The following is a 26,833-nucleotide window of genomic DNA, read 5'->3' as shown; positions in this document are numbered from 1 at the left end:
TACCTACAACCAGACAACTCTGCTCCCTGCCTGCGCCGCAAAGGTCCGCCCCATCATGTCCCGCACCCCGCTCTGGCACGCCATCGCAACCAGCCTGACTCAGGACATCGCCGACACCCGCTACACCCCCGGCGACAAGCTCCCGACCGAGGCAGAGCTTTCCGCCCGCTTTGGTGTCAACCGCCACACCGTGCGCCGCGCCCTCGCGGACCTCGCCGAACAGGGTCTGGTCCATGCGCGCCGTGGCTCGGGCGTCTTTGTCACCCCGCGCCCGACAGATTATCCCATCGGCAAACGCGTGCGCTTTCACCAGAACCTGCGCGCCGCCGGCCGCCTGCCGGGCAAAGAGATGCTCTCCCTCGAAACCCGCCGCGCCGATGCGACCGAGGCCGAGGCCCTCGCCCTGCCCCCCGGCGCACAGGTCCATGTCTCTCAGGGGCTGTCCCTTGCCGATGGTCAGCCCATCGCGCTGTTCATCAGCGCCTTTCCCGCCGACCCGCTGCCCCACCTGCCCGAGGCGCTGCAACGCCTGCGCTCGGTCACCGCTGCGCTCACCGAATGTGGAATCCCCGATTACACCCGCGCCTCAACACGGGTCAGCGCGGTGCTGGCCGATGCCACTCAGGCCCTGCACCTGCGCCTGACCGAAGGCGATCCGCTGCTGCGTTCGGTCGCCATCAACGTCGACCCCGACGGGCGGCCGGTCGAATACGGCCTCTGCTGGTTCGCCGGTGACCGCGTCACCCTGACTCTGTCTGACTGATCCCACAGCGCAGACCTGCACCACGCGCCTTGACAGCCCCGCCGCAGGCCATATCCGGCGGACGCAGGCCTGTGGACAAAGCTGAAAGCCGCAGCATAACGGCCACTTGACGGTCAAAGTGTCATGTTTGCGATACATTCCTGCGTTACCCGTGGGGAAACCTCGCAACCCCCGGGCCGCCTCTGATGATGACCGCTCCGCTTTCCTTTCGCCTGACCGGCGCAACCGTCCTTCGCGACGGGCAGATGCTGGACCGCTCGGTCGCCATCGAGGATGGCCGCATCTCCAAGGGCCCCCTGCCCGAGGTTGATCTGCGCGGCTATTACATCCTGCCCGGCATCGTCGATCTGCATGGCGCGGCCTTCCTGCGCCACATGGCCCCTGATCAGACCCTCCACACCGCCCTGCGCGCCACCGACCACGCCGCCGCCGCCCACGGCGTCACAACAGCTTGGCTCTCGCAGGGCTGGGGCTGGTCCGAACAGGGCCCGCACAGCCCCGCCGCCGCCGAATCCCTGCTCGACGCGCTCGAAGACTACCGCCCCGAGGCGCTCAGCGATCTGCGCATCCAGATCGCCTGCGAAACCCACACCGTTGACACCGCCGAACGCCTGCTGGCCGCCGTGCGACGCCATCGCATCGACCACGTGATCTTTCGCAACTCTCTGCCCGATGCCCTGATGCACAGCGATCTGACCCCCGAAACCCACGCCCGGCTGGCGCAGGCAGAGGCGCAGAAACGCGCCGTGCCGCGCTATCTCTGTCGCTTGGCCGAAGCGTTCGACACCCTCGGCGTAAGCTACGGCAGCTATGCCGATACAGATGGCGAAACCCGCGAAACCTTCTCTATGATCGGGGCGAAGCTCTGCGTCTGCCCCACACGCCGTTCCGCCGCCGCGCTCGCCCATGCTGTCGGTGATCCGGTTGTGCTGCGCGCGGGCGATGTGACCAAAAACACCTCGCCCCTCTCGGTGACGGAACTGATCCGCTCACGGCTCTGTGATGCGCTCGCTTCGGACATCTCCTATCCATCGCTGGCGGCGGCGGCGTTTCACCTTGCGACCTCGGGTGTGATGACACTGCCCGCGGCCTGGGCGCTGATCTCCCAGCGGCCCGCCCAGATCCTGCGCCTGCATGACCGGGGTGTGATCGACTATGGCCGCCGCGCTGATCTGGTGATCGTGAACCGCGACACCCTCGCCGTCGAAGGCACGCTCAGCCGGGGGCGCATCACCCATCTGTCGGGCAAGGCGGCAGCACGTTTCATGGGCTTACGCGCCGATCTGGCCATGGCGGCAGAGTGATCATCCCCCGGCCTGCCACTACCCCCTGAGTGCCCGTAACCGCCCCGCCTCTCTGCACCTATCAGACTGCGCGCGAGCCTCACAAAAGACCCTGCCCCAAAGACGCCCGCCGTTCGCCCGAAACACAGAAGTCTCATCAAACCGTCGCAAAACCGTAACGCTACCGGGCTAGATTTTTCCCGTGGGAATGACCAAGACAAGCCTGCGTCCCACGGGCGAAATCATTTTAAAAGTCCTTTTCCACTGTTCCCATAAAGTCCCCAAGGGGTGGCCTCGGCCACCCCTATTTGACTCCAGTGCCCAAAATCCCCATGCCAGACCCTGCGTGGAGGTGGCGCCATCCGGACAGAAAAAAGGCGGCCCGCAAAGGCCGCCTTTTCCATCTTGCATCCGCAGCCAGGCTCAGTTCAGCGCCTTGTCCGTGATCTCATGGGTGAACGCGCCCTCGGGCATCGCGGTGATCATGCCACCTTCCATCGTGATCTCGGCAGAGCGTTCAAACGCCGCCTCGTCCAGCGTCCCATCCGACCCTTCGGTCAGCTTGGCAATCTCGCCCATCATCCGCTTCTGATGCTTTTCGGTCTGCGCGCCGGTCATGTCGTTCTCAAGCACGATCTCCGCCGCCTCATCCGGATTCTCTTCGGCGTATTTCCAGCCCTTCATCGACGCGCGCACAAACCGCACCAGCTTGTCTACCATTTCGGGATCGGCCAGCTTTTCCTCGGTGGTATAAAGCCCGTCCTCAAGGGTCGAAATCCCCTCATCCTCGTATTTGAACACCACCAGATCCTCGGGCGTCAGACCCGCATCGATCACCTGCCAGTATTCGTTGTAGGTCATGGTGGTGGCGCACTCGACCTGCTTTTGCAGCAGCGGATCAACGTTAAAGTTGATCTTCTGGATCGTCACACCGCCTTCAGAGCCGTCCGTCGCATAGCCCAGCTTGCCCATCCAGGAATAGAGCGGGATCTCGTTGCCAAAGAACCAGGTGCCCAGCGTGTGCCCGGGGAAATCGGCGGGCGAGGTGATGTTATGCTCTTTCAGGCAGGTCAGCATCAGGCCCGACTTGGCAAAGGGCTGCGCGATGTTCACGATCGGCGCACCCTTTTCCCGTGCGGCCAGCGCCGAGGGCAGCCAGTCCACCATCACATCAGCCCCGCCACCCAGCAGCACCTGCACCGGCGCGATGTCCGGGCCACCCGGCTTGATCGTGACGTTCAGGTTCTCTTCGTCGTAAAAGCCCTTGTCCAGCGCCACGTAATAGCCGCCGAACTGCGCCTGCGTGACCCATTTCAGCTGCAGCGTCAGATCGTCCGCCGCCTGAGCAGCCCCAGCCCACAGGCCCAGCGCCGCGCCGGCCGCGATTTTGAGATGTTTCATAAGATCCTCCATGTTGATCCTGTTGTTTTATTAGTCATGCCCGCCCTCTTTGGGACGGATGCCAAAAGGTCACCGCGCGTTCGATCAGCGCGACAGCCCCATAGAACGCCGAACCGGCCATCGCCGCCACAAGGATCTCGGCCCAGACCAGATCCAGCGCAAGCTGGCCAACGCTCGTCGAGATGCGAAACCCCATGCCCCGGATCGGAGAGCCGAAAAATTCAGCAACAATCGCGCCGATCAGCGCCAGCGTGCTGGCAATCTTCAGCCCGTTGAAAATGAATGGCATCGCCGCAGGCAGGCCCAGCTTGATCAGCGTGGTCCAGTAGCCCGCCGCATAGGTGCGCATCAGATCGCGCTGCATGCTCTGCGCCGCCAGCAACCCTTCAACCGTGTTCACCAGCATAGGAAAGAACACCATGACCACCACGATGGCCGCCTTGCTCTGCCAGTCGAACCCGAACCACATCACCATGATCGGCGCCAACCCGATGATCGGCAGCGCGGCCACAAAATTCCCCACCGGCAGCAATCCACGCCGCAGAAACACGAACCGGTCCGCCAGCAGCGCCACACCAAAGGCCGCAAGGCAGCCGATCACATAGCCCGACAGCGCGCCCTTGATCACCGTCTGGACAAAATCCTCCCACAGCACATCGGTCGAGGCGGCAAACCGCACCGCTATGGCCGAGGGCGGCGGCAAAAGCACCGGGGAAATCCCCAATCCCCGCACCAGCGCTTCCCAGATCACCACCAGCGTCAGGCCAAACACCACCGGCACCGCCAGCGATGTCGCCGTCGACTTTGGCCGCCGCGCCAGCCACAGGTTCAGCGACCAGCCTCCGGCCCAGAGGGCAAGACCCACGATAATCCAGATCATGCCATGCCCATCCGTTTCAACACCACCCGCTGCACCACGCCGATCAGCGCTACGGCCAGTGCCGCCAGCACCGCCGCCATGATCAGCGCCGACCAGATCTGGATCGTCTGGCCGTAATAGGACCCCGCCAGCAACCGCGCGCCCAATCCCGCCACCGCCCCGGTCGGCATCTCGCCCACAATGGCCCCGACCAGCGACGCCGCCATCGCCACCTTCATCGAGGTGAACAGATACGGCATCGACGACGGCAGCCGCAGCCGGAAAAACTCCTGCGCGCGCGACGCATTCCAGGTCCGCATCTGATCCAGCTGCATGGCATCCGGACTGCGCAGCCCCTTGACCATGCCGACAACGATTGGAAAGAATGACAGATACATGCTGATCATCGCCTTGGGCAGCAGCCCCGACAGGCCGACCGCGTTCAGCACCACGATGATCATCGGCGCAATCGCCAGAATCGGAATGGTCTGCGATGCGATCACCCAGGGCATCACGCTCATATCCATCACCCGGTTATAGACGATCCCCAACGCCAGCGCGAACCCCAGCACAGTCCCCATCCCGAACCCCAGCAGCGTCGCGCTCAGCGTCACCCAGGCGTGATAGACCAGCGAGCGTTTCGAGGTGACATTCTTCTCCACCACCGTCTGCCACAGCTCGACCATGACCTGATGCGGTGCGGGCAGCTTCGGCTTGTCCTGCGCCCAGGTGTCGGCCACCAGCTGCGCAAAGCTCAACACACGATCCCCCCGCGCCGCCACATCATAGGCCCAGGGCGCGTTCAGCCAGACGGCGGCGGCATACCAGATCACAAGGATCGCCCCGACCACAGTCAGCACAGGCACAACAGATTTCATCGCCGCCACTCCATCCGCAATTCGCGCAGTCCCGTCGGCACCCGCGCCTCAAGCTCTGACAGGGGCGAGGCAGGCCCCGGCTCCACCTCCCCCACCGCGCGGAACCCTTCACGGATATAAAACCTCTGCGCCGCCAGATTCGGCACATGCGTGTTCAGCGACAGAAAATCCCGCCCCGCCTTGACCTGATCCAGCAGGTGCTTGCCCAGCCCCTGCCCCCGGCGCGCACAATAAAATCCCCAGATATGCGCCGTCTCGACCTCGACCGAGATATACCCCTCGACCGGATCGCCACTCACCCAGATCTCGCGCACTGGCATGCCCTTGACCATCAGCGCCTCGATCTCCTCGGGCGGCAGATCCCGCACCATCCAGGGCGTCGCATCAATCCAGCCATTGACGATCCCCGCCATGGCCGGCGCATCCGCAGGCACCGGCCGCCGCACAGGGGCAAGGGCGGCCATCACGCGCCCGTCCCCGGCTTCTTCTCTTTCCAAATACGCAAAATCCGACACGGCAAACCGTGCGACCCCCGCAAACCGGGTGCCGCACCCCGCCCGCCCGCAAACCCAGACCCCAGCCATACGCGTTCCATACGCAAACCATACGGGTTCCAGACGGCGTTTTCAGTCATAGGCATGCCCGGCCCGCAGCCCTTCGCGCACCCTATGCGCCACCTCCAGAAACTCCGCTGAATCGCGGATATCCAAGGGCCGGTCGCGCGGCAGCGGGCTCTCGATCACATCGGTGATCCGCCCGGGACGCGGCGACATGACGACAATTTTCGTGCTCAGATACACCGCCTCAGGGATCGAATGCGTGACAAAGGCGATGGTTTTTTCCGTGCGTTTCCATAGCTCTAGCAACTGCTCGTTCAGATGGTCACGCACGATCTCATCCAGCGCCCCGAACGGCTCGTCCATCAGCAGGATATCCGCATCAAACGCCAAAGCCCGCGCAATGCTCGCCCGCTGCTGCATGCCCCCCGACAACTGCCAGGGGTACTTTTTCTCGAAGTCCGACAGCTCGACCAGCTCCAGCACGCGCTTGACACGTGCCACCTGATCCGCCCGGGAATATCCCATGATTTCAAGAGGCAGGCGGATATTCCCGCCAATGGTCCGCCAGGGATACAACCCCGCCGCCTGAAACACATAGCCATAGGCCCGCGCCCGGCGCGCCGCCTCGGGGCTGACCCCGTTCACCGTGATCTGCCCGCCGGTCGGCGTCTCAAGATCCGCCATCACCCGCAGGAACGTCGTCTTGCCACAGCCCGACGGGCCGATAAAACTGACAAAATCGCCCCTGTTTATATCAAGCGATACATCCTTCAGCGCCTCGACCGACCCATCCCCGGTCTGAAAGGTAAGCCCCAGATTTTGCACCGAAATCACCGCCTCGGGTTGCGCTGTGTCGCTCATGGCCTCAGCGCCTCTCAAACCCCGCTCACCGGGATTCCGCTCCGCTCCACCTTGCGCGGCGCGGTCAGCTCTTTCCAGGACGACAGCGCCTTGCTCACCGGCCCGCTGGGCGCGCGCTTGACGAATGTCCCATGCCCGGACTCGGCCAGCATCTCGCCATCCCTCACGGCAACCATACCGCGTGTCAGCGTATAGCGCGGCAGGCCCTTCACATGCTTGCCCTCAAAGACGTTGTAATCAATGGCAGATTGCTGATTGGCCGCCGTGATCGTCTTTTCCTTTTCCGGATCGAACACGACAATATCCGCATCCGCCCCCACCAGAATTGCGCCTTTTTTCGGGTACACATTCAGGATCTTGGCGATATTGGTCGAGGTGACAGCGACAAATTCATTCGGTGTTAACCGACCCGTGCTAACACCATAAGTCCAGAGCATCGGCAAACGGTCCTCCAATCCCCCCGTCCCATTTGGGATCTTGGTGAAATCGCCCAGGCCATAACGTTTCTGATCGGTGGTGAATGCACAATGGTCCGTCGCCACAACGGACAAGGATCCCGATTGCAGGCCCGCCCACAGGCTGTCCTGATGCTGCTTGTTGCGGAACGGCGGCGACATGACCCGACGCGCCGCATGATCCCAGTCGGGATTAAAATATTCGGATTCGTCCAGCGTCAGATGCTGGATCAGCGGCTCGCCCCAGACGCGCTTGCCCGCAAGTTTCGCCCGCCGGATCGCCTCATGGCTTTCCTCACAGGAGGTATGCACCACGTAGAGCGGCACCCCCGCCATATCCGCGATCATGATCGCCCGGTTCGTCGCCTCGCCCTCAACCTGCGTGGGTCGTGAATAGGCATGCGCCTCGGGGCCATTGTTCCCCGCCGCAAGCAACTGCGCCGACAGCTCCGCCACCACATCACCGTTCTCGGCATGGACCAGCGGAATCGCCCCCAGCTCGGCACAGCGCTTGAACGATGCATACATCTCGTCATCATTCACCATCAGCGCGCCCTTATAGGCCATGAAATGCTTGAAGGTATTGATTCCACGTTCTTTTACAACGGTCTCCATCTCGTTGAACACCTGCTCGCCCCACCAGGTCACCGCCATGTGGAACGAATAATCACAGGCCGCGCGGGTCGATTTGTTGTCCCACATCTGCAGGCCGTCCAGCAGCCCCTGCCCGGGGGACGGCAGGCAGAAATCCACCACCATCGTCGTCCCGCCCGCCAGCGCCGCCCGGGTCCCGCTCTCGAAATCGTCCGAGGAATAGGTCCCCATGAACGGCATCTCCAGATGCACATGCGGATCGATCCCGCCCGGCATCACATAACATCCCGTCGCGTCCAGCACCTCGTCGCCGCTCAGATCCTTGCCGATCTCGGCAATCACCCCGTTTTCGATCAGCACATCCGCCACATAGGTCAGATCCGCGGTGACAATGGTGCCGTTCTTGATGACTGTGGTCATGAAACTCTCCCTCTTCGGCGCCCGCCCCAGGCACCCCTGTCTTCATCTGCCCGTAAATATCCCGGGGGTCCGGGGGCAGCGCCCCCGGTCCGCCCCCCGAACCTACTCGACGATCCCGGCCGTCTCGATCACCGCATGCAGCAGCACATCGGCCCCGGCAGCCGCCCAACCCTTCGATATCTCCTCGGCCTCGTTATGGCTCAGCCCGCCCACGCAGGGGCACATGATCATCGCCGTCGGCGCCACCTGATTGATCCAGCAGGCATCATGCCCCGCGCCCGAAATGATGTCCCGATGTGAATAGCCCAGCCTCTCGGCCGCAGACCGCACAGCAGACACACAGCCCGCGTCAAAGGTCACCGGGTCAAAGCCGCCAACGCTCTCAAAGGCAATCTCCAGCCCCATTTCGTCACAGATCTTCTGGGCGCGCGCCTTCATCTGCGCATCCATGTCCTGAATGGTGGCAAGGTCAGGCGAGCGGAAATCGACCGTGAACACCACCTTGCCCGGGATCACGTTGCGCGAATTGGGATAGACATCGATATGCCCCGCCGCGCCCACGGCATGGGGGCCATGGGCCACGGCAATCTCTTCGACCGCTTCCAGCACCCGCGCCATGCCCAGCCCCGCATTGCGCCGCATCGGCATCGGGGTCGACCCGGTATGCGCATCCTTGCCGGTGATCGTCACCTGTGTCCAGGACAGCCCCTGACCATGGGTTACAACGCCGATATCCGTGCCCTCGGCCTCCAGAATCGGCCCTTGCTCGATATGCAGCTCGAACATGGCATGCATCTTGCGCGCGCCCACCGGCTCGTCGCCGCGCCAGCCGATACGGTCCAGTTCTTCACCGAATTTCAGCCCCTTGGCATCCTCACGCGCCTCGGCCCAGGCCTGGTCATGCACCCCGGCAAAGACGCCTGAGGCGAGCATGGCAGGCGCAAACCGCGTGCCCTCTTCATTGGTCCAGTTGGTGACGACGATAGGATGTTTCGTCTTGATCCCCAGATCGTTGAGCGAGCGCACCAGCTCAAGCCCCCCCAGAACCCCCAGAACGCCGTCATATTTGCCGCCCGTCGGCTGCGTGTCGAGATGCGAGCCGACATAGACCGGCAGCGCGTCGGGATCGGTTCCGGCACGCGTTGCGAACATGTTGCCAAGGGTATCCAGCCCCATGGTACAGCCCGCATCCTCACACCAGGACTGGAACAGCGCACGGCCTTCGGCATCAGCATCGGTCAGGGTCTGACGATTGTTGCCGCCCGCCACACCGGGGCCGATCTGGGCCATCTCCATCAGGCTGTCCCACAGCCGATCGCCATTGATTCGCAGGTTTTCCCCAGCTGCCGCCATTGTCCGTCCCCAGTCTTTGTCATCCTCCACAGCGGAAAGCCTTGCCTCCGCCGGAGATGTTTTTTACCATTTGGTCAAGCCACGATTGCAACGCAGCGACCCCCTGTCAAGGACTGACTAGGACGATCTCCCGGGCATCCCTTGTGCAAATTTTCAGCCTGCCCAATCGGGTGGCACACCGGAGAGCGAGATGCCCCAGACCGCCGCACCTGCCGTGAAAAAGCCCAGCCGCATCCAGCTGCGCAACCGTCGCAAGATCCTGGATGCGGCGCTGGACGTCTTTTCCCAACACGGATTTCGCGGCGCGACGCTGGACCAGATCGCCGAAACCGCCGGGCTGTCCAAACCCAACATGCTGTATTATTTCGACAGCAAGGAAGCCATCCATGTGGAGCTTCTGAACGCGCTCATGGCCGAATGGCTCGCTCCACTGGAAGAGATGCACCCGGACGGCGCACCGCTGGACGAGCTGCTGGGCTACATCACCCGCAAGATGGAGATGAGCCGCACCTACCCCCGCGAAAGCCGCCTCTTCGCGAATGAGATCATTCAGGGCGCCCCGCGCATCCTGCCCGATCTGAACCAGCGGCTGAAACCGCTGTTTGACGAGAAATGCGCGCTGATCCGGACCTGGATGGCGGCGGGCAAGCTCGCGCCGATGGATCCGGGGCAACTCTTGTTCTCGATCTGGGCGATCACCCAGCACTATGCCGATTTCGACGCACAGGTGCAGGTTCTGATGCCCGATGCCGACGCGGCGTGGGAAAGCGCCCGGCACCACGTGGACACCCTGTTTCGAAAACTGCTCACCCCTTGACCGGGCCTTGACCGGGGCCGCACAGTTTACCCCGTGTTTACCATCCCAGGCTCACTATCGTGGACATGCTGGTTCACTCCTCCCCTTCTGCGCAGATCGCGCCCCTCGATCAAGACAGGCCTGTCAATCACGCCTGGATGCGGCGCATCTTCTCCGCCAAGGCGGCGCAGACCGGCGGCGTGGTCCGCCGCAAGATGCGCGATGTGCACCGCGAAGTGGGGCGCGAGGCTTTTGTCGCCGAAATTCAGCGGCGCGGTTTTCACCTGCTCACCTGCGGCGATCAGTATCTGATCATCTGCCACGACGGACATCTCCGCGTGATCTGCTGAGAAAAGAGAAAATTCGAACGAATTTTCTTGTCCGCCCAACCCATGTTGCCCGAGACTTTTCGCACGAAAAGTCTCGGGACTGCGCTTACTCCGCCGCCGTGACCACACCCGGATTGTTCGGATGTGTGGTCCAGTTGGCATACTCCGGCTGCACGGTCCTGCCCGTGCGCGGATCGACCGCGCCTGCCGCCATCTGCTCCATCGTGATGCAATCCTCGACCGGGCAGACATTGACGCACAGGTTGCAGGCGACGCATTCATCGTCCTTCACCGTAAAGGTGCGGTCTTCGGACATGGCAATCGCCTGATGCGAGGTGTCCTCGCAGGCCGCAAAGCACCGCCCGCAGGAAATGCACAGGTCCTGATTGATCTTGGCCTTGGCGATGTAATTCAGGTTCAGATGCTGCCAGTCACTCAGGTTCGGCACCGCCTTGCGCACCAGTTCGGACGTCGCGACCATCCCCTTCTTGTCCATATAGTCGGACAGACCCGAAATCATCTCCTGCACCACCTTGAACCCATAGGTCATCGCCGCCGTGCAGACCTGCACATTGCCGGCCCCCAGCGCCATGAACTCCGCCGCATCCTTCCAGGTGGTCACGCCGCCAATGCCGCTGATCGGCAGATGCGCCATCTCGGGCGTGCGGGCAATTTCCGCCACCATGTTCAGCGCAATCGGCTTCACCGCCGGTCCGCAATAGCCCCCATGCGCGCCCTTGCCATCAATCGTCGGCTCCGGCGCAAAGAGATCCAGATCAACCGAGGTGATCGAATTGATCGTGTTGATCAGGCTGACCGCATCCGCCCCGCCCCGCAGCGCCGCAAGTGCCGGCTGCTTGATATCGGTGATATTGGGCGTGAGCTTGACGATACAGGGCATCCGCGTGTTCTGCTTCACCCAGCGCGTGACCATCTCGATATATTCGGGCACCTGTCCGACGGCCGATCCCATGCCCCGCTCGGACATGCCATGCGGACAGCCAAAGTTCAGCTCGACCCCATCCGCGCCGGTTTCTTCGACCAGCGGCAGGATCGCCTTCCAGGCCGCCTCCTCGCAGGGCACCATAAGCGACACAATCATCGCCCGGTCGGGATAATCCCGTTTGACCGCCTTGATCTCGCGCAGGTTCACCTCCAGTGGCCGGTCGGTGATCAGCTCGATATTGTTCAGCCCCAACAGACGCCGGTCGGCCCCCCAGATCGCGCCATAGCGCGGGCCATTGACGTTGACGACCGGCGGTCCGGCCTCGCCCAGCGTCTTCCAGACCACCCCGCCCCAGCCCGCCTCATAGGCGCGGCGGACGTTGTATTCCTTGTCCGTGGGCGGGGCCGAGGCCAGCCAGAAGGGGTTCGGGCTTTTGATGCCCACAAAATTCGTTGTCAGATCAGCCATATCGTCTCTCCCTCAACCCGCCGTTGCGCCCATCAGCGCGATGTGAATGTCCTCAGCCGCATCGCGCCCTTCGGCCACAGCCGTCACGGTCAGATCATCCCCGCCCGCAGCACAATCCCCACCGGCCCACACCCCGATGACCGAGGTGCGGCCAGCACCCGAAATGGCAATCTTGCGCCCCTCAAGATCCGGCAAGGCGTCACCCTCCAGCGTCTGGCCAATCGCCTTGAACACCTGATCGGCGGCAATGCGAAACCGCTCACCCGTGGGCGCCAGTGCATCATCGGTGTATTCGAACTCGATCTCACGCACCGCGCCGTTGCCATGCACCGCCACCGGGCTCGCGTTGGTGATGATCCGCACACCCTTGGCCGCCGCAAGATCCTGCTCGAACCGGCTCGCGTTCATGCGCGCCCGACCGCGCCGATAGACCATTGTCACATTCAGCGCGCCCAGCAGTTTCGCCTGCACCGCCGCATCCACCGCCGTCATCCCGCCACCAATGACCACCACATCACGCCCAATCGGCAGCCCCGACAGATCTGCAGACTGCCGCAGATCCGCGATAAATCCGACCGCATCCAGAACGCCCTCCTTGTCAGCCCCCGGCGCGTCCAGCCCATTGACCCCGCCCAGACCGATGCCAAGGAAAACGGCATCATGGTCCGCGCGCAGCTCCTGCAGGGTGATATCCCGCCCCAGCGCCTTGCCGGTTTCCAGCTGGATGCCGCCGATCTGCATCAGCCAATCCACTTCGCGCGCCGCGAAATCCTCAGTCGATTTATAGGCCGCGATACCATATTCATTCAGACCGCCCGGCTTGGGGCGGGCATCGAACAACACCACATCGTGGCCCTTCATCGCCAGCCGATGCGCGCAGGCAAGGCCAGCAGGCCCCGCCCCCACAACCGCGACCTTCTTGCCGGTGGCCGCCGCGCGGGTAAAGGGATGCACGCCTGTCGCCATCAACCCGTCGGTGGCGTAGCGCTGCAAACGCCCGATATCGACCGGCTTGCCCTCGGCAATCTCGCGCACACAGGCTTCTTCGCACAGCGTCTCTGTCGGACAGACCCGGGCGCACATGCCCCCCAGAATGTTCTGGCTGAGGATCGTCCTGGCCGCCGCATCCGGTGTGCCCGTGGCGATCTGGCGGATGAACAGCGGGATGTCGATATCCGTCGGGCAGGCCGTGATGCAAGGCGCATCATGGCAGAAATAGCAGCGATCCGCCGCCACCAGCGCCTCGTGATCATCGAGTGCCGGATGCAGATCTCTGAACCCGGCGCTTAACTCCGACGGATCAAGCCGCCCCGCCGTCACCCCTTGTGCATAAGCTTTTGCGTGCATGTCTCACCTCCGCTGTGCTGTTGAGAAAAAGCTGGCACAGGTGATTTTTTTTATCAACTGGTAAAATTTAGGCGAAATGGAAACGCGCGTTGTCTCTCTTCGCGCTGAAAAGCACCGGATCGGGGACTGGCAAACAGAGTTTCTGGGCACAGCCGACCAACCCGTTCACCGCCCAAATAAGATTTGGACAACAACTGAACATGGCCAAAGCTTAAATTTTCACTACTCCAGCCATGCACAAAGCTGCCATCGGCTATTCGAAACCTGGGGTGGTTGCTGCACTGCAGCGAGGTTATCTAGGACTCAACGGGGGGACATACAGTTAGGAATTCAACCATGTCTATCGCAGCAACAACATCGACCTCCACTTCCATCGGCCACTCTGTTGGCAACTTTTTCGAAGGCATTCTGAACTTTCTTGTGCGCATTGCCGAAAGCAACGGTCGTATGAAAGCAGTCGAACGCCTGAACGCGATGAGTGACGCAGAACTGGCCGCACGCGGCCTGCAGCGCGAAGATATCGTGCGCCACGTCTTCCGCGACATGTTCTACGTCTGAGGCATCAAGCCTCAGACCTACCACCGGAACTGAAAAAGGCCGCATCCAGAGGATGCGGCCTTTTCTTTTGTCACGCCCCGCTCACGCGGGAACCGCTGCTGCCCGTGGGCAGCAGCGGGCGCGTATCAGTTCTGTGCGTAGTATTCGATGACCAGATTCGGTTCCATCAAAACCGGGTAGGGAACGTCAGACAGGCCAGGTGCGCGCACGAAAGTGCAAACCAGCTTGGAGTGGTCGACTTCCATGTAATCAGGCACGTCACGCTCGGTCAGGCTCACAGCCTCAAGGATCGCGGCCATCTGCTTGGACTTCTCGCGAACTTCGATCACGTCACCCTCTTTCACGCGGTACGAAGGAATGTTCACGCGCTGGCCGTTCACGGTCACGTGGCCGTGGTTCACGAACTGGCGTGCGGCGAACATGGTCGCAACGAACTTGGCACGGTATACGACGGCATCGAGGCGACGCTCGAGCAGACCTATCAGCATCTCGCCTGTATCACCGCGCTGACGCTCCGCATCCCGGAAGATGCGACGGAACTGCTTTTCGGTCAGGTCGCCGTAGTAACCCTTGAGCTTCTGCTTGGCGCGCAGCTGGATGCCGAAATCGGAAAGTTTGCCCTTGCGGCGCTGGCCGTGCTGGCCGGGGCCATATTCACGGCGATTCACGGGGGACTTCGGACGACCCCAGATGTTTTCGCCCATGCGGCGGTCAATTTTGTACTTGGCAGAGGTGCGTTTTGTCACCGTCTGATCTCCTTCTAACATGTATGCGTGATCCGCCCTTACAGGCGTCTTCAGCACGGGAAGGGCGTTGTCCTTTGGGCCGAAGCCCCGACAGGGTCACTCTTGCGAGAGCCACCAACACCAATGAAAGCGCGCTTATATGCAGGCCCGCGTCAGAGTCAACCTCTGTGCGCCACAGCTGATGCATTCTGCGCGCGATTTGAAGAAAAACAGAGAATTTACTGATCCTTAAAGGCTCGCGCGCGAGTGTACGTCTGAGTTCAAACGGGGCTGTGAACCATGCAAGGCAATAAGAACGGCCCTTTCGTGCCGACGAATGCACTGGACGCAGCTGGTCAGAAACGTGACGAACACACCCTGTCCATGGTCCAAGACGCCATAAAACGCCAAAATGTCATGCTGGCCTATCAGCCAGTCGTGCAAACCCTCCAACCAGATCGCGTTGCCTATTTTGAGGCGCTCATTCGCGTAGTGGACGAAACGGGACGCGTCATCGCCGCGAAAGAGTTCATTGATGAAATCGAAGCCTCCGAAACCGGCCGGATGCTTGACTGTCTCGCGCTAGAAGAGGGGCTGTGCACCCTTGCACGCGAACCGGAACTTCGGCTTGGCATCAACATGTCAGCCCGCTCTATCGGCAATAGGGGCTGGCAGCGCATTCTGGACCATTGGATCGAAAGGGATCCGACTGTTGCCGAACGCCTGATCCTCGAAATCACGGAAAGCTCCGCCATGGGAGCATCCGATCAAGTTGTGCAGTTTATGACCAAACTGCAGTCCTGGGGCATTTCCTTTGCCTTGGACGACTTCGGCTCTGGTTTCACAACCTTTCGGCATTTCAAGCAGTTCACCTTCGATATCCTCAAGATCGACGGTCAGTTCATCCGTGGCATCGCCAATGACACAGACAGTCAGGTCATCACCAGGGCGATGGTGTCCATCGCGCAGCATTTCGATATGTTCACGGTGGCCGAATTTGTCGAACACGCCGAAGATGTCATGTTTTTGACAGATATCGGCATCGATTGCCTGCAGGGCTACTATTTTGGTGCCCCAACCCTCTCGCCTCACTGGGGAAAAGACCTGCGTCATCAGGCGTAACCGGGTCTGCCCCTTGTCGCACCCCACCTCAATGCCCTATTGACGACAGGTAAGCGCAGAGGAATGCTGATGCCCTGAGGCAAGGCTCCAGGCCCTCTGCCATTGATCTGGTGGAGGACACACATGACCAACGTCGTAATCGCATCCGCAGCCCGAACTGCCGTAGGCAGCTTTGGCGGCTCTTTCGCAAACACGCCCGCGCATGATCTCGGCGCAGCCGTGCTCGAAGCGCTTGTCGCACGCGCAGGAATCGACAAGAGCGAGGTGTCGCAAACAATCCTCGGTCAGGTTCTGACCGCCGCTCAGGGCCAGAACCCGGCCCGTCAGGCGCATATAAACGCCGGCCTGCCGCAAGAAAGCGCGGCCTGGGGCATAAATCAGGTCTGCGGGTCGGGCCTGCGCGCCGTCGCTCTGGGCGCACAGCACATCCAGCTTGGCGATGCCGACATCATCTGCGCCGGCGGCCAGGAAAACATGTCCATGTCCGTCCATGCCGCGAATCTGCGTCAGGGCCACAAGATGGGGGACATGACCTATATCGACACGATGATTCGCGACGGTCTCTGGGATGCTTTCAACGGCTACCACATGGGCCAGACTGCCGAAAACGTCGCCGAAAAATGGCAGATCAGCCGTGAAATGCAGGACACATTTGCAGTCGCAAGCCAGAACAAGGCCGAAGCCGCCCAGAAGGCCGGCAAGTTCGACGACGAAGTGATCGCCTTCACCATCAAGAGCCGCAAGGGCGACATCCTGATGGACAAGGACGAATACATCCGCCACGGCGCCACCATGGAAGCCATGGCGAAACTGCGCCCCGCCTTCACAAAAGACGGCACTGTCACTGCGGCGAACGCCTCTGGCCTGAATGATGGCGCTGCAGGCACCCTGCTGATGACCGCCGACAACGCCGAAAAACGCGGGATCGAACCGCTCGCGCGCATCGTTTCTTTTGCCACCGTTGGTCTTGACCCGTCGATCATGGGCGCGGGGCCGATCTATGCGTCGCGCAAGGCGCTGGAAAAGGCCGGCTGGAAGGCCGAAGATCTGGATCTGGTCGAGGCGAACGAAGCCTTCGCCGCTCAGGCTTGCGCCGTGAACAAGGACATGGGCTGGGATCCGGAAATCGTGAATGTGAACGGCGGAGCCATCGCCATCGGTCACCCGATCGGCGCATCGGGTGCGCGCGTCCTGAACACCCTGCTTTTCGAGATGAAGCGCCGCGGTGCGAAAAAAGGCCTCGCCACGCTGTGCATCGGTGGTGGCATGGGAGTCGCCATGTGCGTCGAACGCCCGTAACCCTCTATCGGAATGAATCAAAATCGGGGCGCTCACAGGGCGCCCCGATTCATGCCCGCTCCTTGTTGCCGGAAAAATCCAGAATTGCCGCACTGCGGCGTTGTAATATTATTGCGCACACCAGATCGAACCGATAGCAAAGTTACCAAGACTAGCCAAAACAGGAGGATAATATGGCACGAGTAGCACTGGTCACTGGCGGCAGCCGTGGCATTGGCGAAGCAATTTCCAAGGCGCTCAAGGCCGCAGGATACAGCGTTGCCGCAACCTATGCTGGGAATGACGAAGCCGCAGCAACCTTCAGCGAAGCCACGGGCATCAAGACATACAAGTGGAACGTCGCCGATTACGATTCGAGCGCCGAGGGCATCAAACAGGTCGAGGCAGATCTGGGCCCAATTGATGTGGTTGTGGCCAATGCCGGTATCACCCGCGACGCTCCGTTTCACAAGATGACCCCCACTCAGTGGAAAGAGGTCATCGACACGAACCTGACCGGTGTGTTCAACACCGTCCACCCGATCTGGCCCGGGATGCGCGAGCGCAAGTTCGGCCGCGTCATCGTGATTTCGTCAATCAACGGACAGAAGGGCCAGTTCGCTCAGGTGAACTATGCCGCGACCAAGGCGGGCGATCTGGGCATCGTGAAAAGCCTCGCTCAGGAAGGCGCGCGCGCCGGAATAACCGCCAATGCGATCTGTCCGGGCTATATCGCCACGGAAATGGTCATGGCAGTGCCGGAAAAGGTCCGCGATTCCATCGTTGCACAGATCCCCACAGGCCGGTTGGGCGAACCGGAAGAGATCGCACGCTGTGTGGTTTTCCTCGCGTCGGACGACTCGGGCTTTATCAATGGCTCGACCATCTCGGCCAACGGCGGTCAGTTCTTCGTCTGACAGCACAGCGACCAGATCGCCAAAGACATCGCCCCGGCCTTTTCAAAGGTCGGGGCTTGCTTATGTGCGGTGACGAACAAGCTCCCCGCGAAATACTGCAATTGGTGCGTTAGGCAGAGCACTCTATATCCCGTTGCAACAGGATAGGAGACAAACAGATGCTTAAACAGATCCAGGGCCTGCACCACGTGACCTCGATGGCCAGTGGCGCCCAAAGCAACAATGACTTCTTTACCAAGGTTCTCGGCCTGCGCCGGGTCAAGAAAACAGTCAACTTTGACGCACCAGATGTCTATCACCTGTATTACGGTGACGAGACTGGCACGCCCGGCACCGTGATGACTTACTTTCCCTTCCCCCGCGCGGCCCGTGGCCGTCCGGGTGCGGGCGAGGTCGGGATCACCGCCTTCAGCGTGCCCAAAGGCGCCCTGCATTGGTGGCAGGACCGTCTGGCCACCTTCGACGTGAAAGGTGTCAAAACCGAAACCCGCTTTGGCGAAGCGCGCCTGCTCTTCGACGGCCCTGACGGCGACGGCTTTGTTCTGGTCGAGGTTGACGGTGACGCCCGTGCCCCATGGACAGGCAATGGCGTGCCCGAGGATGTGGCCATTCGCGGTTTTCATTCCACTGACATGCGCCTGCGTGATGTGGGCGCCAGCACAGAACTGCTGCGCTTCATGGGGTATGAGACGCTGGAGACCGCCGATAACATCACCCGCCTTCACATCCCCGGCGGGAACGAGGCGAATGTGATCGACCTTACGCAGGTTTCGGCCGCGCCCGCCGCGCAGGGGGCCGGATCGGTCCACCACGTCGCCTTTGCTGTGGAAAACCGCGCCAAGCAGCTTGAGGTGCGCAAGGCGCTGATGGACACTGGCTATCAGGTGACGCCGGTGATCGACCGCGACTATTTCTGGGCGATCTATTTCCGCACCCCCGGCGGAGTGCTGTTCGAGGTGGCGACGAACGAACCCGGTTTTGACCGGGACGAAGACACCGCCCATCTGGGCGAGGCGTTGAAACTGCCGTCGCAGCATGAACACCTGCGCGACCAGCTGGTCAGCCAGTATCTGGAGCCGATCCATGACTGACTATGTCTTTGCCGAAACAAAGGGGGCGCCCGGTGCGCCCCTGATCTTTACCTTCCACGGCACAGGCGGCTCTGAAACGCAGTTCCACGCGCTGGCCAGCCAGATCCTGCCCGATGCACACGTCGTCTCGCCCCGTGGAGACGTGTCCGAGGGCGGTATGGCGCGTTATTTTCGCCGCACGGGGGAAGGTGTCTATGACATGGCCGACCTCGCCCGGCGCACCAAAGCCATGGCCAGCTTTCTGCAAGCGGCCAAGGACCGGGTAGGGGCAACGCGCGTGATCGGGCTGGGCTATTCCAACGGCGCGAATATCGCCGCCTCGGTGGCCTTTGACGACCCCGAGATCTTTACCGACCTCGCCCTGATGCATCCGCTGATTCCATGGGATCCGACCCCGCAGCCGGGATTGAAGGGCACCCGCATCCTGATCACCGCGGGCGAGCGGGACCCGATCTGCCCTGCACCGCTGACAAAATCGCTGTCGCGGTATCTTGCCGATCAGGGTGCAGAGATCAGCGAGCATTGGCATTCAGGCGGACACGAGATCGTACAAGCGGAAATAAACGCCCTTGCCGATTTTATCACGGCCCGCTGAAAGACCGGTGATACCTGTACCCTGCCACAGGGGATGAAAACGCAAAAACGCCCGATCCATCGATCGGGCGTATCGTAACGGGTAAAAAATTTCACAGTCAGGGCCCGGCGCATCCAACGCCGGACCAGGCTTTGATCAGTGCATCGTCTGGGGGGACAGACGGGTGATCTCTTCCTTCAGGCGCAACTTTTTCTTTTTCAGATCGGCAATTTTCAGGTCGTCCATCCCCGGGGATTTGTGCGCCGCCTCCACGGCTTCCGAAAGGGACTGGTGCTTCTTCTTCAGTTCCTGCAGGTGCGAACTCAAGCTCATGTGGACCTCCTGTGGTTGGTTGGACTCTCAGTGCAACACAGTTTTAAGAGTCTGTCACGCATTCGTCGCACTCGCGGGTTAACGAGGCATTAATCCGCCTGCCGTTACGTCACCCTCATCTTGGAAAGGGCAGATCAGCGCCGTCACGCAACACGGTACGGATCAGGGGCACATAGCTTTCGACATCCCCCAGATGCTGATCCCCTTCGTGCAGAATCAGCGGCGCATGCAGGCGAAACACGCCGCGACCAGCCTTGCGGCCCCGCACCAGAATAAGCCGGGGATCACGCCCGGCGCGCGGGGCCAGCGGCCAAAGCTGCACAGATCCGAGATGTGCAATCATTCCTGCGGCAAGGTCGGGCAGGCGTTCAGCGCTCTGGATCATCGTGACCGTGCCGCCTGGGGCGGTGCGCCGCGCGGCAATCGCGACCCAGTCTGCCAGCGGACTGCCCTCAGCAAGGCCCGTCTCGCGCCCCGGATCGCTTGCCGATGTGCGCCGCGCCGGATCGAAAAAGGGCGGGTTTGCAATGACATGGGTGAACTGCATCTGCGACAGCGGCGCTGGGAGGGCGTTCAGATCCGCCGTCACAATCTGTGCCTCCAGCCCATTCAGGGCGGCGTTGCGATCAGCCAAGGCCGCATAGCCCGGTTGCAACTCTGCCCCCCACAGTTGCAGCCCTGCCACGCGACTGCCCAGACACAGCAGAGCCGCTCCCGCGCCACAGCCCAGGTCCAGCACCGATTCCCCGGCGCGGGCAGGCACAGAGGCGGCCAGCAAAACGGGGTCAATCCCCGAACGATAGCCCTGCCGCGGCTGGAACAGCCTTAGCCGACCACCCAGAAAGGCGTCGCAGCTGAGCCTGTCATCGGAAAATGTCTGCGCCTGCACCGCTCAGCCTCTTTCAAAGGAAACCCCGTTCATCCGCAGGATTCGCACGGCATCGCTCAGGTCATCGGTTCGCACCATCAGCCGGCGCGGCAATATGCCAATGGACCCTTCAAGGACGCTCATGTTTACGTCCAATTCAAAGCTGTCTATACCCTCGTCCTCAAGAAGAGCGCGGGCGCGCGGGATAAGCGTGATGTCATTGGTGCGCAAGAGTTCTTCCATAAGTCCGATGTAAGGGCGGGTCGGCACGATGTCGAGCCTGTCCGGGAGAGATTGATGAGCCTGGACGAAGCTGTCGCAAAGCCGCACGAGCGGCTAGCCAAGGCACTTGCGGGGGATCTCGACGCGGTCAACGCGCTGATCCGCACCCGCATGGCCTCTGAACACGCGCCCCGCATCCCCGAGGTGACGGCGCATCTGGTCGAAGCGGGAGGCAAACGCCTGCGCCCGATGCTCACACTCGCCGCCGCAAGGATGTGTGGTTACGCTGGCCCCTATCATGTGCATCTGGCCGCGACGGTCGAATTCATCCACACGGCAACGCTACTGCATGATGATGTCGTCGACGAATCGGGGCAGCGGCGCGGGCGTCCCACGGCGAACCTGCTCTGGGACAACAAATCCAGCGTTCTGGTGGGCGACTATCTGTTTGCGCGTTCCTTCCAGTTGATGACCGAGACTGGCAATATGCGGGTTCTGAACATCCTTGCGGATGCCTCGGCCACGATCGCCGAAGGCGAGGTGCTGCAACTGACCGCAGCGCAGGATCTGCGCACGACCGAAGATATCTATCTACAGGTCGTACGCGGCAAGACGGCGGCGCTATTTTCAGCGGCGACCAAGGTGGGTGGCGTCATCGCAGGTGTCGACGAAGACCAGATCGATGCTCTGCATGCCTATGGCGACGCCTTGGGAATCGCCTTTCAGATCGTGGACGATCTGCTGGATTATCAAGGCGATACCAAGGCAACTGGCAAGAATGTCGGCGACGATTTTCGCGAACGCAAGCTGACGCTGCCGGTGATCAAGGCGGTCGCGCTGGCGGATGAAGCGCAGCGTGCCTTCTGGAAGCGTGTCATTGAAAAGGGCGATCAGCGCGACGGTGATCTGGAACACGCCATCGACCTTCTGAACCACCACGACGCGCTCGAAGACACCCGGCAAGAGGCGCTTGGCTGGGCCGACAGGGCGCGCGCAGCGATGATGAAGCTGCCGGAGTCAGAACTGCGCGACATGCTCATCGACCTGTCGGATTATGTGGTCGCACGCATCAACTGATGCACAACGAAGCCCTTTGGAGCTTGCCTTTACAGGAGCGTGCCGGACGCCGCCCACCAGCTGGGCCGTCTGGCTTGCAAGGTCGTCAGCGCCGCCGCCGCACCGGTTCCAGGGGGGAAAAGCCCAAAGCAAGTCGCCCCTGAACCGGACATGCCGGAATAAAGCGCCTGAGTTGCGCACAGCGCCTCCAGCACCTCTGCTATCACCGGCTGGACGGCTACAGCCGCCGCTGTCAGGTCGTTGCGCTGCCCTTGCAGCCAGTCGGCAAGTGTCTCTGCCGAATCCCATATGGGCAGATCTGCAGGCATCGCCGGATTGTCGCGGCTTTGCAGCGCGCGGAACACCTCTGGCGTGGACACAGCCACACCGGGATTGACCAGCAGGATGTCACATTCTGGCAGCCTTTCCACAGCGCTCAGAACCTCTCCGACGCCTTGCAAACGCTGCGCCCGGGTCTGCATGCAGACGGGCACATCCGCCCCAAGGGCCAGCACATCCTCCGGCACCGGCAGATTCCAAATCGCGCACAACGCCCGCAAGCTCGCCGCCGCATCGGATGACCCCCCACCGATCCCCGACGACGCTGGAAGCCGCTTGGTCAACGTGATCTGCGCCCCCCGTGCAGGGTTCAGCAGCCGAGCCGCCCGCAGTACGAGGTTGCTGTCATCCACCGGCACACCTGCGGACATCGGCCCATCCACCATCAAGCTCAGCTTTTCAGCGGCTTGGACACGCACGGTGTCGCCTATATCGGCAAAAACCACGAGAGAATCGAGCAGATGATAGCCATCCGCCCGCCGCCCGGTCACATGCAGGGTCAAGTTTATCTTGGCCGGGGCGAAAGATTCAGTTGCCATCACTTTCCGTCGCAACATTCAGCGACGGTGCGCCCTCTTCGGACAGCACCTGATCCAGACCCACCTCAAGCTTGCGCCGGATCCGCTCGGGATCTGCCTCTTGCGTCATCTGATCGAAGGCCACAAACGACAGCGCGCGGCGCCACTGGAACCGCGCCTCAAGCTTACGGCCCACCGCCCAATAGACATCTCCCAGATGGTCATTCACCACCGGGTCCACTGCCATCAGCTCGGCCGCGTGTTCCATATGCCCGACCGCTTCATCGTAGCGGCCCATCCGGAACAGCGCCCAGCCCAGAGAATCGACGATGTAACCCTGGTCCGGCTGCGCTGCGACAGCACGTTCAATCATGGCCAGCGCTTCATCCAGTTTTTCTTGCTTTTCCACCAGCGAATAGCCCAGATAGTTCAGCACCTGCGGCTGTTCGGGGTTTAGTTCCAGCGCCTTGCGGAAATCCGCCTCGGACGCGTCCCAGTTGCTGAGCCGTTCGTTAGCAATGCCGCGCGCATAATACAGGAACCACTGCGCCTGATCCGGCATGTCATAGGTGCCGATGGCGGCGGTATAGGCCTGTACCGCCTCGTCATAGCGTTCAAGCTGGCGCATCACGTCACCCAGCGTCGATTGGACCACTGCAAGGTTGCCATGGGTCTCAGCCAGCTGCGTCAATACCTCGACGGCGGCATCCACCTTGCCGTCCTGACGCAGGGCTCCTGCGCGCCCCAGTTCGGCGGCGTAATAGGTCGGCACGTCACGGGGCACCTTCTTGAAGGCCTGCACCGCAAGATCATACTGCCCCATCTTGTCCAGCAGTTCGGCGGTCAGCAAAAGCGCATCCACATGATCCGGACGCAGATATTCCGCCACCCGCACGTACATCAGCGTGAAATCATCGTTCTGTTCATTGGAAAGCGCCCCGGCCAGCGTATAGAACACCTCGGCTAGGCCATCGCGCGCGCTTCGTACATGGCTAAAGGGCAATATCCCGCCAGTCTCTAGCGCGGCGCGCAACTCGCCCAATCCGGGATCAATATCAGGGCCGAAGGCGTCGTCGATCAGCGTTATAGCCTCTGCGTCACGGTTCAGCTGGCTCAGGATCTCGGCCCGGGCCATCACAGCGCGACGAGTCATCTGCATGGCCCCCATGGCATTGCTGTCAAAGATCGCCTCTGCCCCTTCGAAATCCCCGACAGAGGCCAGCGCCAGCGCCTTGTGATACGCCGCAAAGGCGCCGAGACCGTCGGATTTGGCAACTACATCGAACTGCACCAGCGCGGCGCTCATGTCACCCTGCCCCAGTTCGGCCCAGGCCTTGGCCAGCCCGTCGACCAGCGGGCCGACGCCCTTGTTGTCAGAAATCTGCTTGAGGATGTCGGAATAGTTCTCGGCAGCGCCATATCCAGCCATCTGCGCCATATAGGCGATCTGGCTGGCCATGCCCTGCTCTGTCATGCGGTTGGCAAAGCTGACGGCCCGTTCGAAATCGCCCACGGACATGCTGGCCAGAACAGCGCGTTCCAGCAGATCCCCGTTGGACGGATCAAACAGGATCGACTTGCCGTAATATTCTGCCGCCGCCTTGTAATCACCCAAATAGGTCGCCTGTCGCGCTGCCAGATAGTCACCGGCAAGACTGTTCGCCGATCCCGCCAGCGGAAGGCCCAGTGCAACGGCGAGAACCGCGCCCTTCAGCATGTGATGTGCCCAATTGCTCAACTGCCCGTCTCCGCCATTATATCTGTTCGCCAAAGCGTAACGGTTGCAGCCCAAGCACGCAATGCAGCCGACGGCAGGGTGTGTTCACAGTTTAGAGCAATATCCAGCTCCCCAATGCCGACCTGCACAGTGCCTGCCCGAAAGCAGCGCTGTGCAGGTCGGACAGGCATGTCGCCCGGGGCCGATCACATGTTTGGATAGTTCGGCCCGTCCCCGCCCTGCGGAACCGTCCATTCGATGTTCTGGGCAGGGTCCTTGATGTCACAGGTTTTGCAATGCACGCAGTTCTGGAAGTTGATGACAAAGCGCGGCTTCTTGCCCTCTTCGCGCACCACCTCGTAAACCCCTGCCGGGCAATAGCGCTGCGCCGGTTCGTCATAGCCGGGCAGGTTTTGCCCGATCGGGATCCACGAATCCTTGAGGTGCAGGTGAGCAGGTTGGCTTTCCTCATGATTGGTAAAGGAAAAGGCCACGTTGGTCAGACGATCAAACGACAGCTTGCCGTCCGGCTTGGGATAGTCGATGGGCTCGAAGAGGCTGGCCCGCCCAGTCGCGGCAGCATCTGTTTTGCCATGTCCCAATGTGCCCAGCAGCGAAAACCCATAGGTGTTGGTCCACATGTCGATACCGCCCAACATTAGCGACGCCGTGAGGCCAAGCTTGGACCACAGCGGCTTGACGTTGCGCACCTTGAACAGGTCCTGCCCGATGGCGCCCTCGCGCACTTCGCTTTCATACGCGGTCAGCTCATCACCGGAACGCCCTGCCTTGATCGCATCGAATGCGGCCTCGGCGGCGGCCTTGCCGGACAGCATGGCGTTGTGGTTGCCCTTGATGCGCGGCACGTTGACCATGCCCACAGAACAGCCCAGCAGCGCCACGCCGGGCGCGACCATCTTTGGCATGGACTGATAGCCACCTTCGGAAATCGCCCGCGCGCCATAGGCCACGCGCTTGCCGCCCTTCAGCAGTTCGGCCACCATCGGGTGGTGCTTGAAGCGCTGGAATTCCATGTACGGATACAGGTACGGATTTTCATAGTTCAGATGGACCACGAAACCGACATAAACCTGATTGTTGTCGATGTGATAGATGAACGACCCGCCCCCGGCATTGCTGCCCAGCGGCCAGCCCATGGTGTGGGTGACGGACCCTTCCTTGTGCTTGGCGGGGTCGATCTCCCAGATTTCCTTCATGCCAAGCCCGTATTTCTGCGGCTCCTTGCCCTGGCTCAGGTTGTAGCGGCCAATCACCTCTTTGCTCAGTGACCCGCGCACGCCCTCGCTCAGAAAAACATATTTGCCGTGTAGCTCCATCCCCGGCTCATAGCCCGCGCCCGGCGTGCCGTCGGGGTTCTTGCCGAACTCACCGGCGACAACACCCTTGACCTCGCCATGTTCGCCATAGACCAGCTCGGAACAGCTCATGCCCGGGAAAATCTCGACGCCCAGCTCTTCGGCCTGTTCGGCCATCCAGCGGCAGACATTGCCCATTGAGACGATGTAATTGCCGTGGTTGTTCATCAGCGGCGGCATGCCGGCATTCGGGATCTTGATCTTGCCCTCGGCGCCCAGCATGAAAAAGTTGTCGTCCTTGACAGGCACGTTCAGCGGCGCGCCCTTTTCTTTCCAGTCCGGGATCAACGCATTCAGTCCGCAGGGGTCCAGCACCGCGCCCGACAGGATATGCGCCCCGACTTCGGACCCTTTTTCCAGAACGACCACGTTCAGATCCGCATCAAGCTGCTTCAGCCGGATCGCCGCCGACAGGCCCGCAGGCCCAGCTCCGACGATGACCACATCATATTCCATTGCTTCGCGTTCGATTTCAGTCATGTGCGGTGCCTCCCTATGGTGATCCAGGCCTTCGTGAACCCTGAAAAATCTTTAGAAACCGGCTAAACCAGTGCTCAGACCAATTCAATCGCGACACAGCGGAAAAACCGCTGACGCGACCAATAAACACGCCCCGTCAACAAGACTCGGCGCAAATCATAAGCACCGCTCCAGACCCTTTGCCCCACCCGGGTGCCCACTCCAATACCCTGCCCGCAGATCGGCAGCAGTCCGCAGGTCGCGCAATTGCAGCTTGCATTCTCGGCGCACGGATGCACAGTGAGAGGCTATTGTGAACTTACACCCACCGCCGCCCCTCACGGGGCGTGCGGTTCGTTTTTTGGTA

General features: G+C 61.6%; 27 protein-coding genes. 11 read left to right on the top strand and 16 right to left on the bottom strand.

What is annotated here, in order from left to right; genetic code table 11:
* The first annotated feature begins 55 nt into the window (after window positions 1–55).
* Window positions 56–763: a phosphonate metabolism transcriptional regulator PhnF gene (gene phnF, locus P775_RS24610; RefSeq protein ID WP_099913499.1), complete on the top strand. Its 708-nt coding sequence runs from the start codon at window positions 56–58 to the stop codon at window positions 761–763.
* Between the two features lie 185 nt (window positions 764–948).
* Window positions 949–2,067 carry an amidohydrolase family protein gene (locus P775_RS24605; RefSeq protein WP_099913459.1) on the top strand — a complete coding sequence of 373 codons (1,119 nt, stop codon included), beginning with the start codon at window positions 949–951 and terminating at the stop codon, window positions 2,065–2,067.
* Window positions 2,068–2,469: 402 nt separating this feature from the next.
* Here P775_RS24605 and P775_RS24600 read toward each other — a convergent pair whose 3' ends face one another.
* The 7 genes from P775_RS24600 to P775_RS24570 form a co-directional block, all read right to left on the bottom strand.
* Window positions 2,470–3,447, bottom strand: coding sequence for an ABC transporter substrate-binding protein (locus P775_RS24600; protein WP_099913498.1), 978 nt, complete (start codon window positions 3,445–3,447; stop codon window positions 2,470–2,472).
* 34 nt (window positions 3,448–3,481) lie between these two features.
* Complete coding sequence (locus tag P775_RS24595) at window positions 3,482–4,327, bottom strand: ABC transporter permease (RefSeq protein ID WP_099913458.1); 846 nt, start codon at window positions 4,325–4,327, stop codon at window positions 3,482–3,484.
* On the bottom strand, window positions 4,324–5,184 hold the full coding sequence (locus P775_RS24590; RefSeq protein WP_099913457.1) for an ABC transporter permease: 861 nt from the start codon (window positions 5,182–5,184) through the stop codon (window positions 4,324–4,326). Before P775_RS24590 ends, P775_RS24595 begins: the two co-directional genes overlap by 4 nt.
* The gene (locus tag P775_RS24585) at window positions 5,181–5,768 is read right to left on the bottom strand and encodes a GNAT family N-acetyltransferase (protein WP_245875849.1); all 588 of its coding nucleotides are present in this window, start codon (window positions 5,766–5,768) and stop codon (window positions 5,181–5,183) included. The genes P775_RS24590 and P775_RS24585 overlap by 4 nt, the downstream gene beginning before the upstream one ends.
* Window positions 5,769–5,810: 42 nt before the next feature.
* Window positions 5,811–6,605, bottom strand: a complete 795-nt coding sequence (locus P775_RS24580) for an ABC transporter ATP-binding protein (protein ID WP_099913456.1) — start codon at window positions 6,603–6,605, stop codon at window positions 5,811–5,813.
* 14 nt (window positions 6,606–6,619) lie between these two features.
* Window positions 6,620–8,074, bottom strand: a complete 1,455-nt coding sequence (gene hydA / locus P775_RS24575) for a dihydropyrimidinase (RefSeq protein WP_099913455.1) — start codon at window positions 8,072–8,074, stop codon at window positions 6,620–6,622.
* 102 nt (window positions 8,075–8,176) lie between these two features.
* Window positions 8,177–9,427: a Zn-dependent hydrolase gene (locus P775_RS24570; protein ID WP_099913454.1), complete on the bottom strand. Its 1,251-nt coding sequence runs from the start codon at window positions 9,425–9,427 to the stop codon at window positions 8,177–8,179.
* A gap of 190 nt (window positions 9,428–9,617) precedes the next feature.
* Here P775_RS24570 and P775_RS24565 point away from each other — a divergent pair, with 190 nt between their 5' ends.
* Both P775_RS24565 and P775_RS24560 read left to right on the top strand, forming a co-directional pair.
* Window positions 9,618–10,244, top strand: coding sequence for a TetR family transcriptional regulator C-terminal domain-containing protein (locus P775_RS24565; RefSeq protein ID WP_099913453.1), 627 nt, complete (start codon window positions 9,618–9,620; stop codon window positions 10,242–10,244).
* A 137-nt stretch (window positions 10,245–10,381) separates the two neighbouring features.
* Window positions 10,382–10,573: a hypothetical protein gene (locus tag P775_RS24560; protein WP_099913452.1), complete on the top strand. Its 192-nt coding sequence runs from the start codon at window positions 10,382–10,384 to the stop codon at window positions 10,571–10,573.
* Window positions 10,574–10,658: 85 nt separating this feature from the next.
* On the opposite strand, the gene preA is transcribed toward P775_RS24560, so the two are convergent.
* Both preA and P775_RS24550 read right to left on the bottom strand, forming a co-directional pair.
* The gene (gene preA / locus P775_RS24555; RefSeq protein WP_099913451.1) at window positions 10,659–11,966 is read right to left on the bottom strand and encodes an NAD-dependent dihydropyrimidine dehydrogenase subunit PreA; all 1,308 of its coding nucleotides are present in this window, start codon (window positions 11,964–11,966) and stop codon (window positions 10,659–10,661) included.
* Window positions 11,967–11,978: 12 nt separating this feature from the next.
* Complete coding sequence (locus tag P775_RS24550; protein WP_099913450.1) at window positions 11,979–13,313, bottom strand: NAD(P)-dependent oxidoreductase; 1,335 nt, start codon at window positions 13,311–13,313, stop codon at window positions 11,979–11,981.
* 336 nt (window positions 13,314–13,649) lie between these two features.
* Here P775_RS24550 and P775_RS24545 point away from each other — a divergent pair, with 336 nt between their 5' ends.
* Window positions 13,650–13,871: a DUF1127 domain-containing protein gene (locus P775_RS24545; RefSeq protein ID WP_099913449.1), complete on the top strand. Its 222-nt coding sequence runs from the start codon at window positions 13,650–13,652 to the stop codon at window positions 13,869–13,871.
* Between the two features lie 125 nt (window positions 13,872–13,996).
* On the opposite strand, the gene rpsD is transcribed toward P775_RS24545, so the two are convergent.
* Window positions 13,997–14,617: a 30S ribosomal protein S4 gene (rpsD, locus tag P775_RS24540; protein ID WP_099913448.1), complete on the bottom strand. Its 621-nt coding sequence runs from the start codon at window positions 14,615–14,617 to the stop codon at window positions 13,997–13,999.
* 279 nt (window positions 14,618–14,896) lie between these two features.
* Between rpsD and P775_RS24535 the strand changes: the two genes are divergently transcribed.
* The 5 genes from P775_RS24535 to P775_RS24515 all read left to right on the top strand — a co-directional run bounded on the left by P775_RS24535 (window position 14,897) and on the right by P775_RS24515 (window position 19,599).
* Window positions 14,897–15,718, top strand: coding sequence for an EAL domain-containing protein (locus tag P775_RS24535; protein ID WP_099913447.1), 822 nt, complete (start codon window positions 14,897–14,899; stop codon window positions 15,716–15,718).
* Between the two features lie 123 nt (window positions 15,719–15,841).
* A complete protein-coding gene (locus P775_RS24530) occupies window positions 15,842–17,017 on the top strand; it encodes an acetyl-CoA C-acetyltransferase (RefSeq protein ID WP_099913446.1) in 1,176 nt (391 codons plus the stop codon).
* A gap of 173 nt (window positions 17,018–17,190) precedes the next feature.
* On the top strand, window positions 17,191–17,913 hold the full coding sequence (gene phbB / locus P775_RS24525; RefSeq protein ID WP_099913445.1) for an acetoacetyl-CoA reductase: 723 nt from the start codon (window positions 17,191–17,193) through the stop codon (window positions 17,911–17,913).
* Between the two features lie 158 nt (window positions 17,914–18,071).
* Entirely contained in the window at window positions 18,072–19,004 is a 933-nt protein-coding gene (locus P775_RS24520) for a VOC family protein (RefSeq protein ID WP_099913444.1), read from the top strand.
* On the top strand, window positions 18,997–19,599 hold the full coding sequence (locus P775_RS24515; protein ID WP_099913443.1) for an alpha/beta hydrolase: 603 nt from the start codon (window positions 18,997–18,999) through the stop codon (window positions 19,597–19,599). The genes P775_RS24520 and P775_RS24515 overlap by 8 nt, the downstream gene beginning before the upstream one ends.
* 135 nt (window positions 19,600–19,734) lie before the next feature.
* Here P775_RS24515 and P775_RS24510 read toward each other — a convergent pair whose 3' ends face one another.
* From P775_RS24510 to P775_RS24500, 3 genes are all read right to left on the bottom strand, one after another.
* A complete protein-coding gene (locus P775_RS24510; RefSeq protein WP_099913442.1) occupies window positions 19,735–19,911 on the bottom strand; it encodes a YdcH family protein in 177 nt (58 codons plus the stop codon).
* Between the two features lie 115 nt (window positions 19,912–20,026).
* Window positions 20,027–20,800, bottom strand: coding sequence for a tRNA1(Val) (adenine(37)-N6)-methyltransferase (locus P775_RS24505; RefSeq protein ID WP_099913441.1), 774 nt, complete (start codon window positions 20,798–20,800; stop codon window positions 20,027–20,029).
* Window positions 20,801–20,803: 3 nt separating this feature from the next.
* Window positions 20,804–21,022 (bottom strand): putative signal transducing protein, encoded by a 219-nt coding sequence (locus P775_RS24500; RefSeq protein WP_099913440.1) that lies wholly within the window; start codon window positions 21,020–21,022, stop codon window positions 20,804–20,806.
* A gap of 54 nt (window positions 21,023–21,076) precedes the next feature.
* Here P775_RS24500 and P775_RS24495 point away from each other — a divergent pair, with 54 nt between their 5' ends.
* Window positions 21,077–22,078: a polyprenyl synthetase family protein gene (locus P775_RS24495; protein WP_099913439.1), complete on the top strand. Its 1,002-nt coding sequence runs from the start codon at window positions 21,077–21,079 to the stop codon at window positions 22,076–22,078.
* Window positions 22,079–22,107: 29 nt separating this feature from the next.
* Here the strand turns inward: P775_RS24495 and P775_RS24490 are convergent, their stop codons facing one another.
* The 3 genes from P775_RS24490 to P775_RS24480 all read right to left on the bottom strand — a co-directional run bounded on the left by P775_RS24490 (window position 22,108) and on the right by P775_RS24480 (window position 26,487).
* Complete coding sequence (locus tag P775_RS24490) at window positions 22,108–22,935, bottom strand: 4-(cytidine 5'-diphospho)-2-C-methyl-D-erythritol kinase (protein WP_099913438.1); 828 nt, start codon at window positions 22,933–22,935, stop codon at window positions 22,108–22,110.
* Complete coding sequence (locus P775_RS24485; protein WP_099913437.1) at window positions 22,925–24,631, bottom strand: tetratricopeptide repeat protein; 1,707 nt, start codon at window positions 24,629–24,631, stop codon at window positions 22,925–22,927. Before P775_RS24485 ends, P775_RS24490 begins: the two co-directional genes overlap by 11 nt.
* 206 nt (window positions 24,632–24,837) lie before the next feature.
* A complete protein-coding gene (locus tag P775_RS24480; protein WP_099913436.1) occupies window positions 24,838–26,487 on the bottom strand; it encodes an electron transfer flavoprotein-ubiquinone oxidoreductase in 1,650 nt (549 codons plus the stop codon).
* Window positions 26,488–26,833: the final 346 nt, after the last annotated feature.

The organism is Puniceibacterium antarcticum (assembly GCF_002760615.1).
GTDB lineage: Bacteria > Pseudomonadota > Alphaproteobacteria > Rhodobacterales > Rhodobacteraceae > Puniceibacterium > Puniceibacterium antarcticum.
This window is presented reverse-complemented; position numbering and strand designations above follow the sequence as displayed.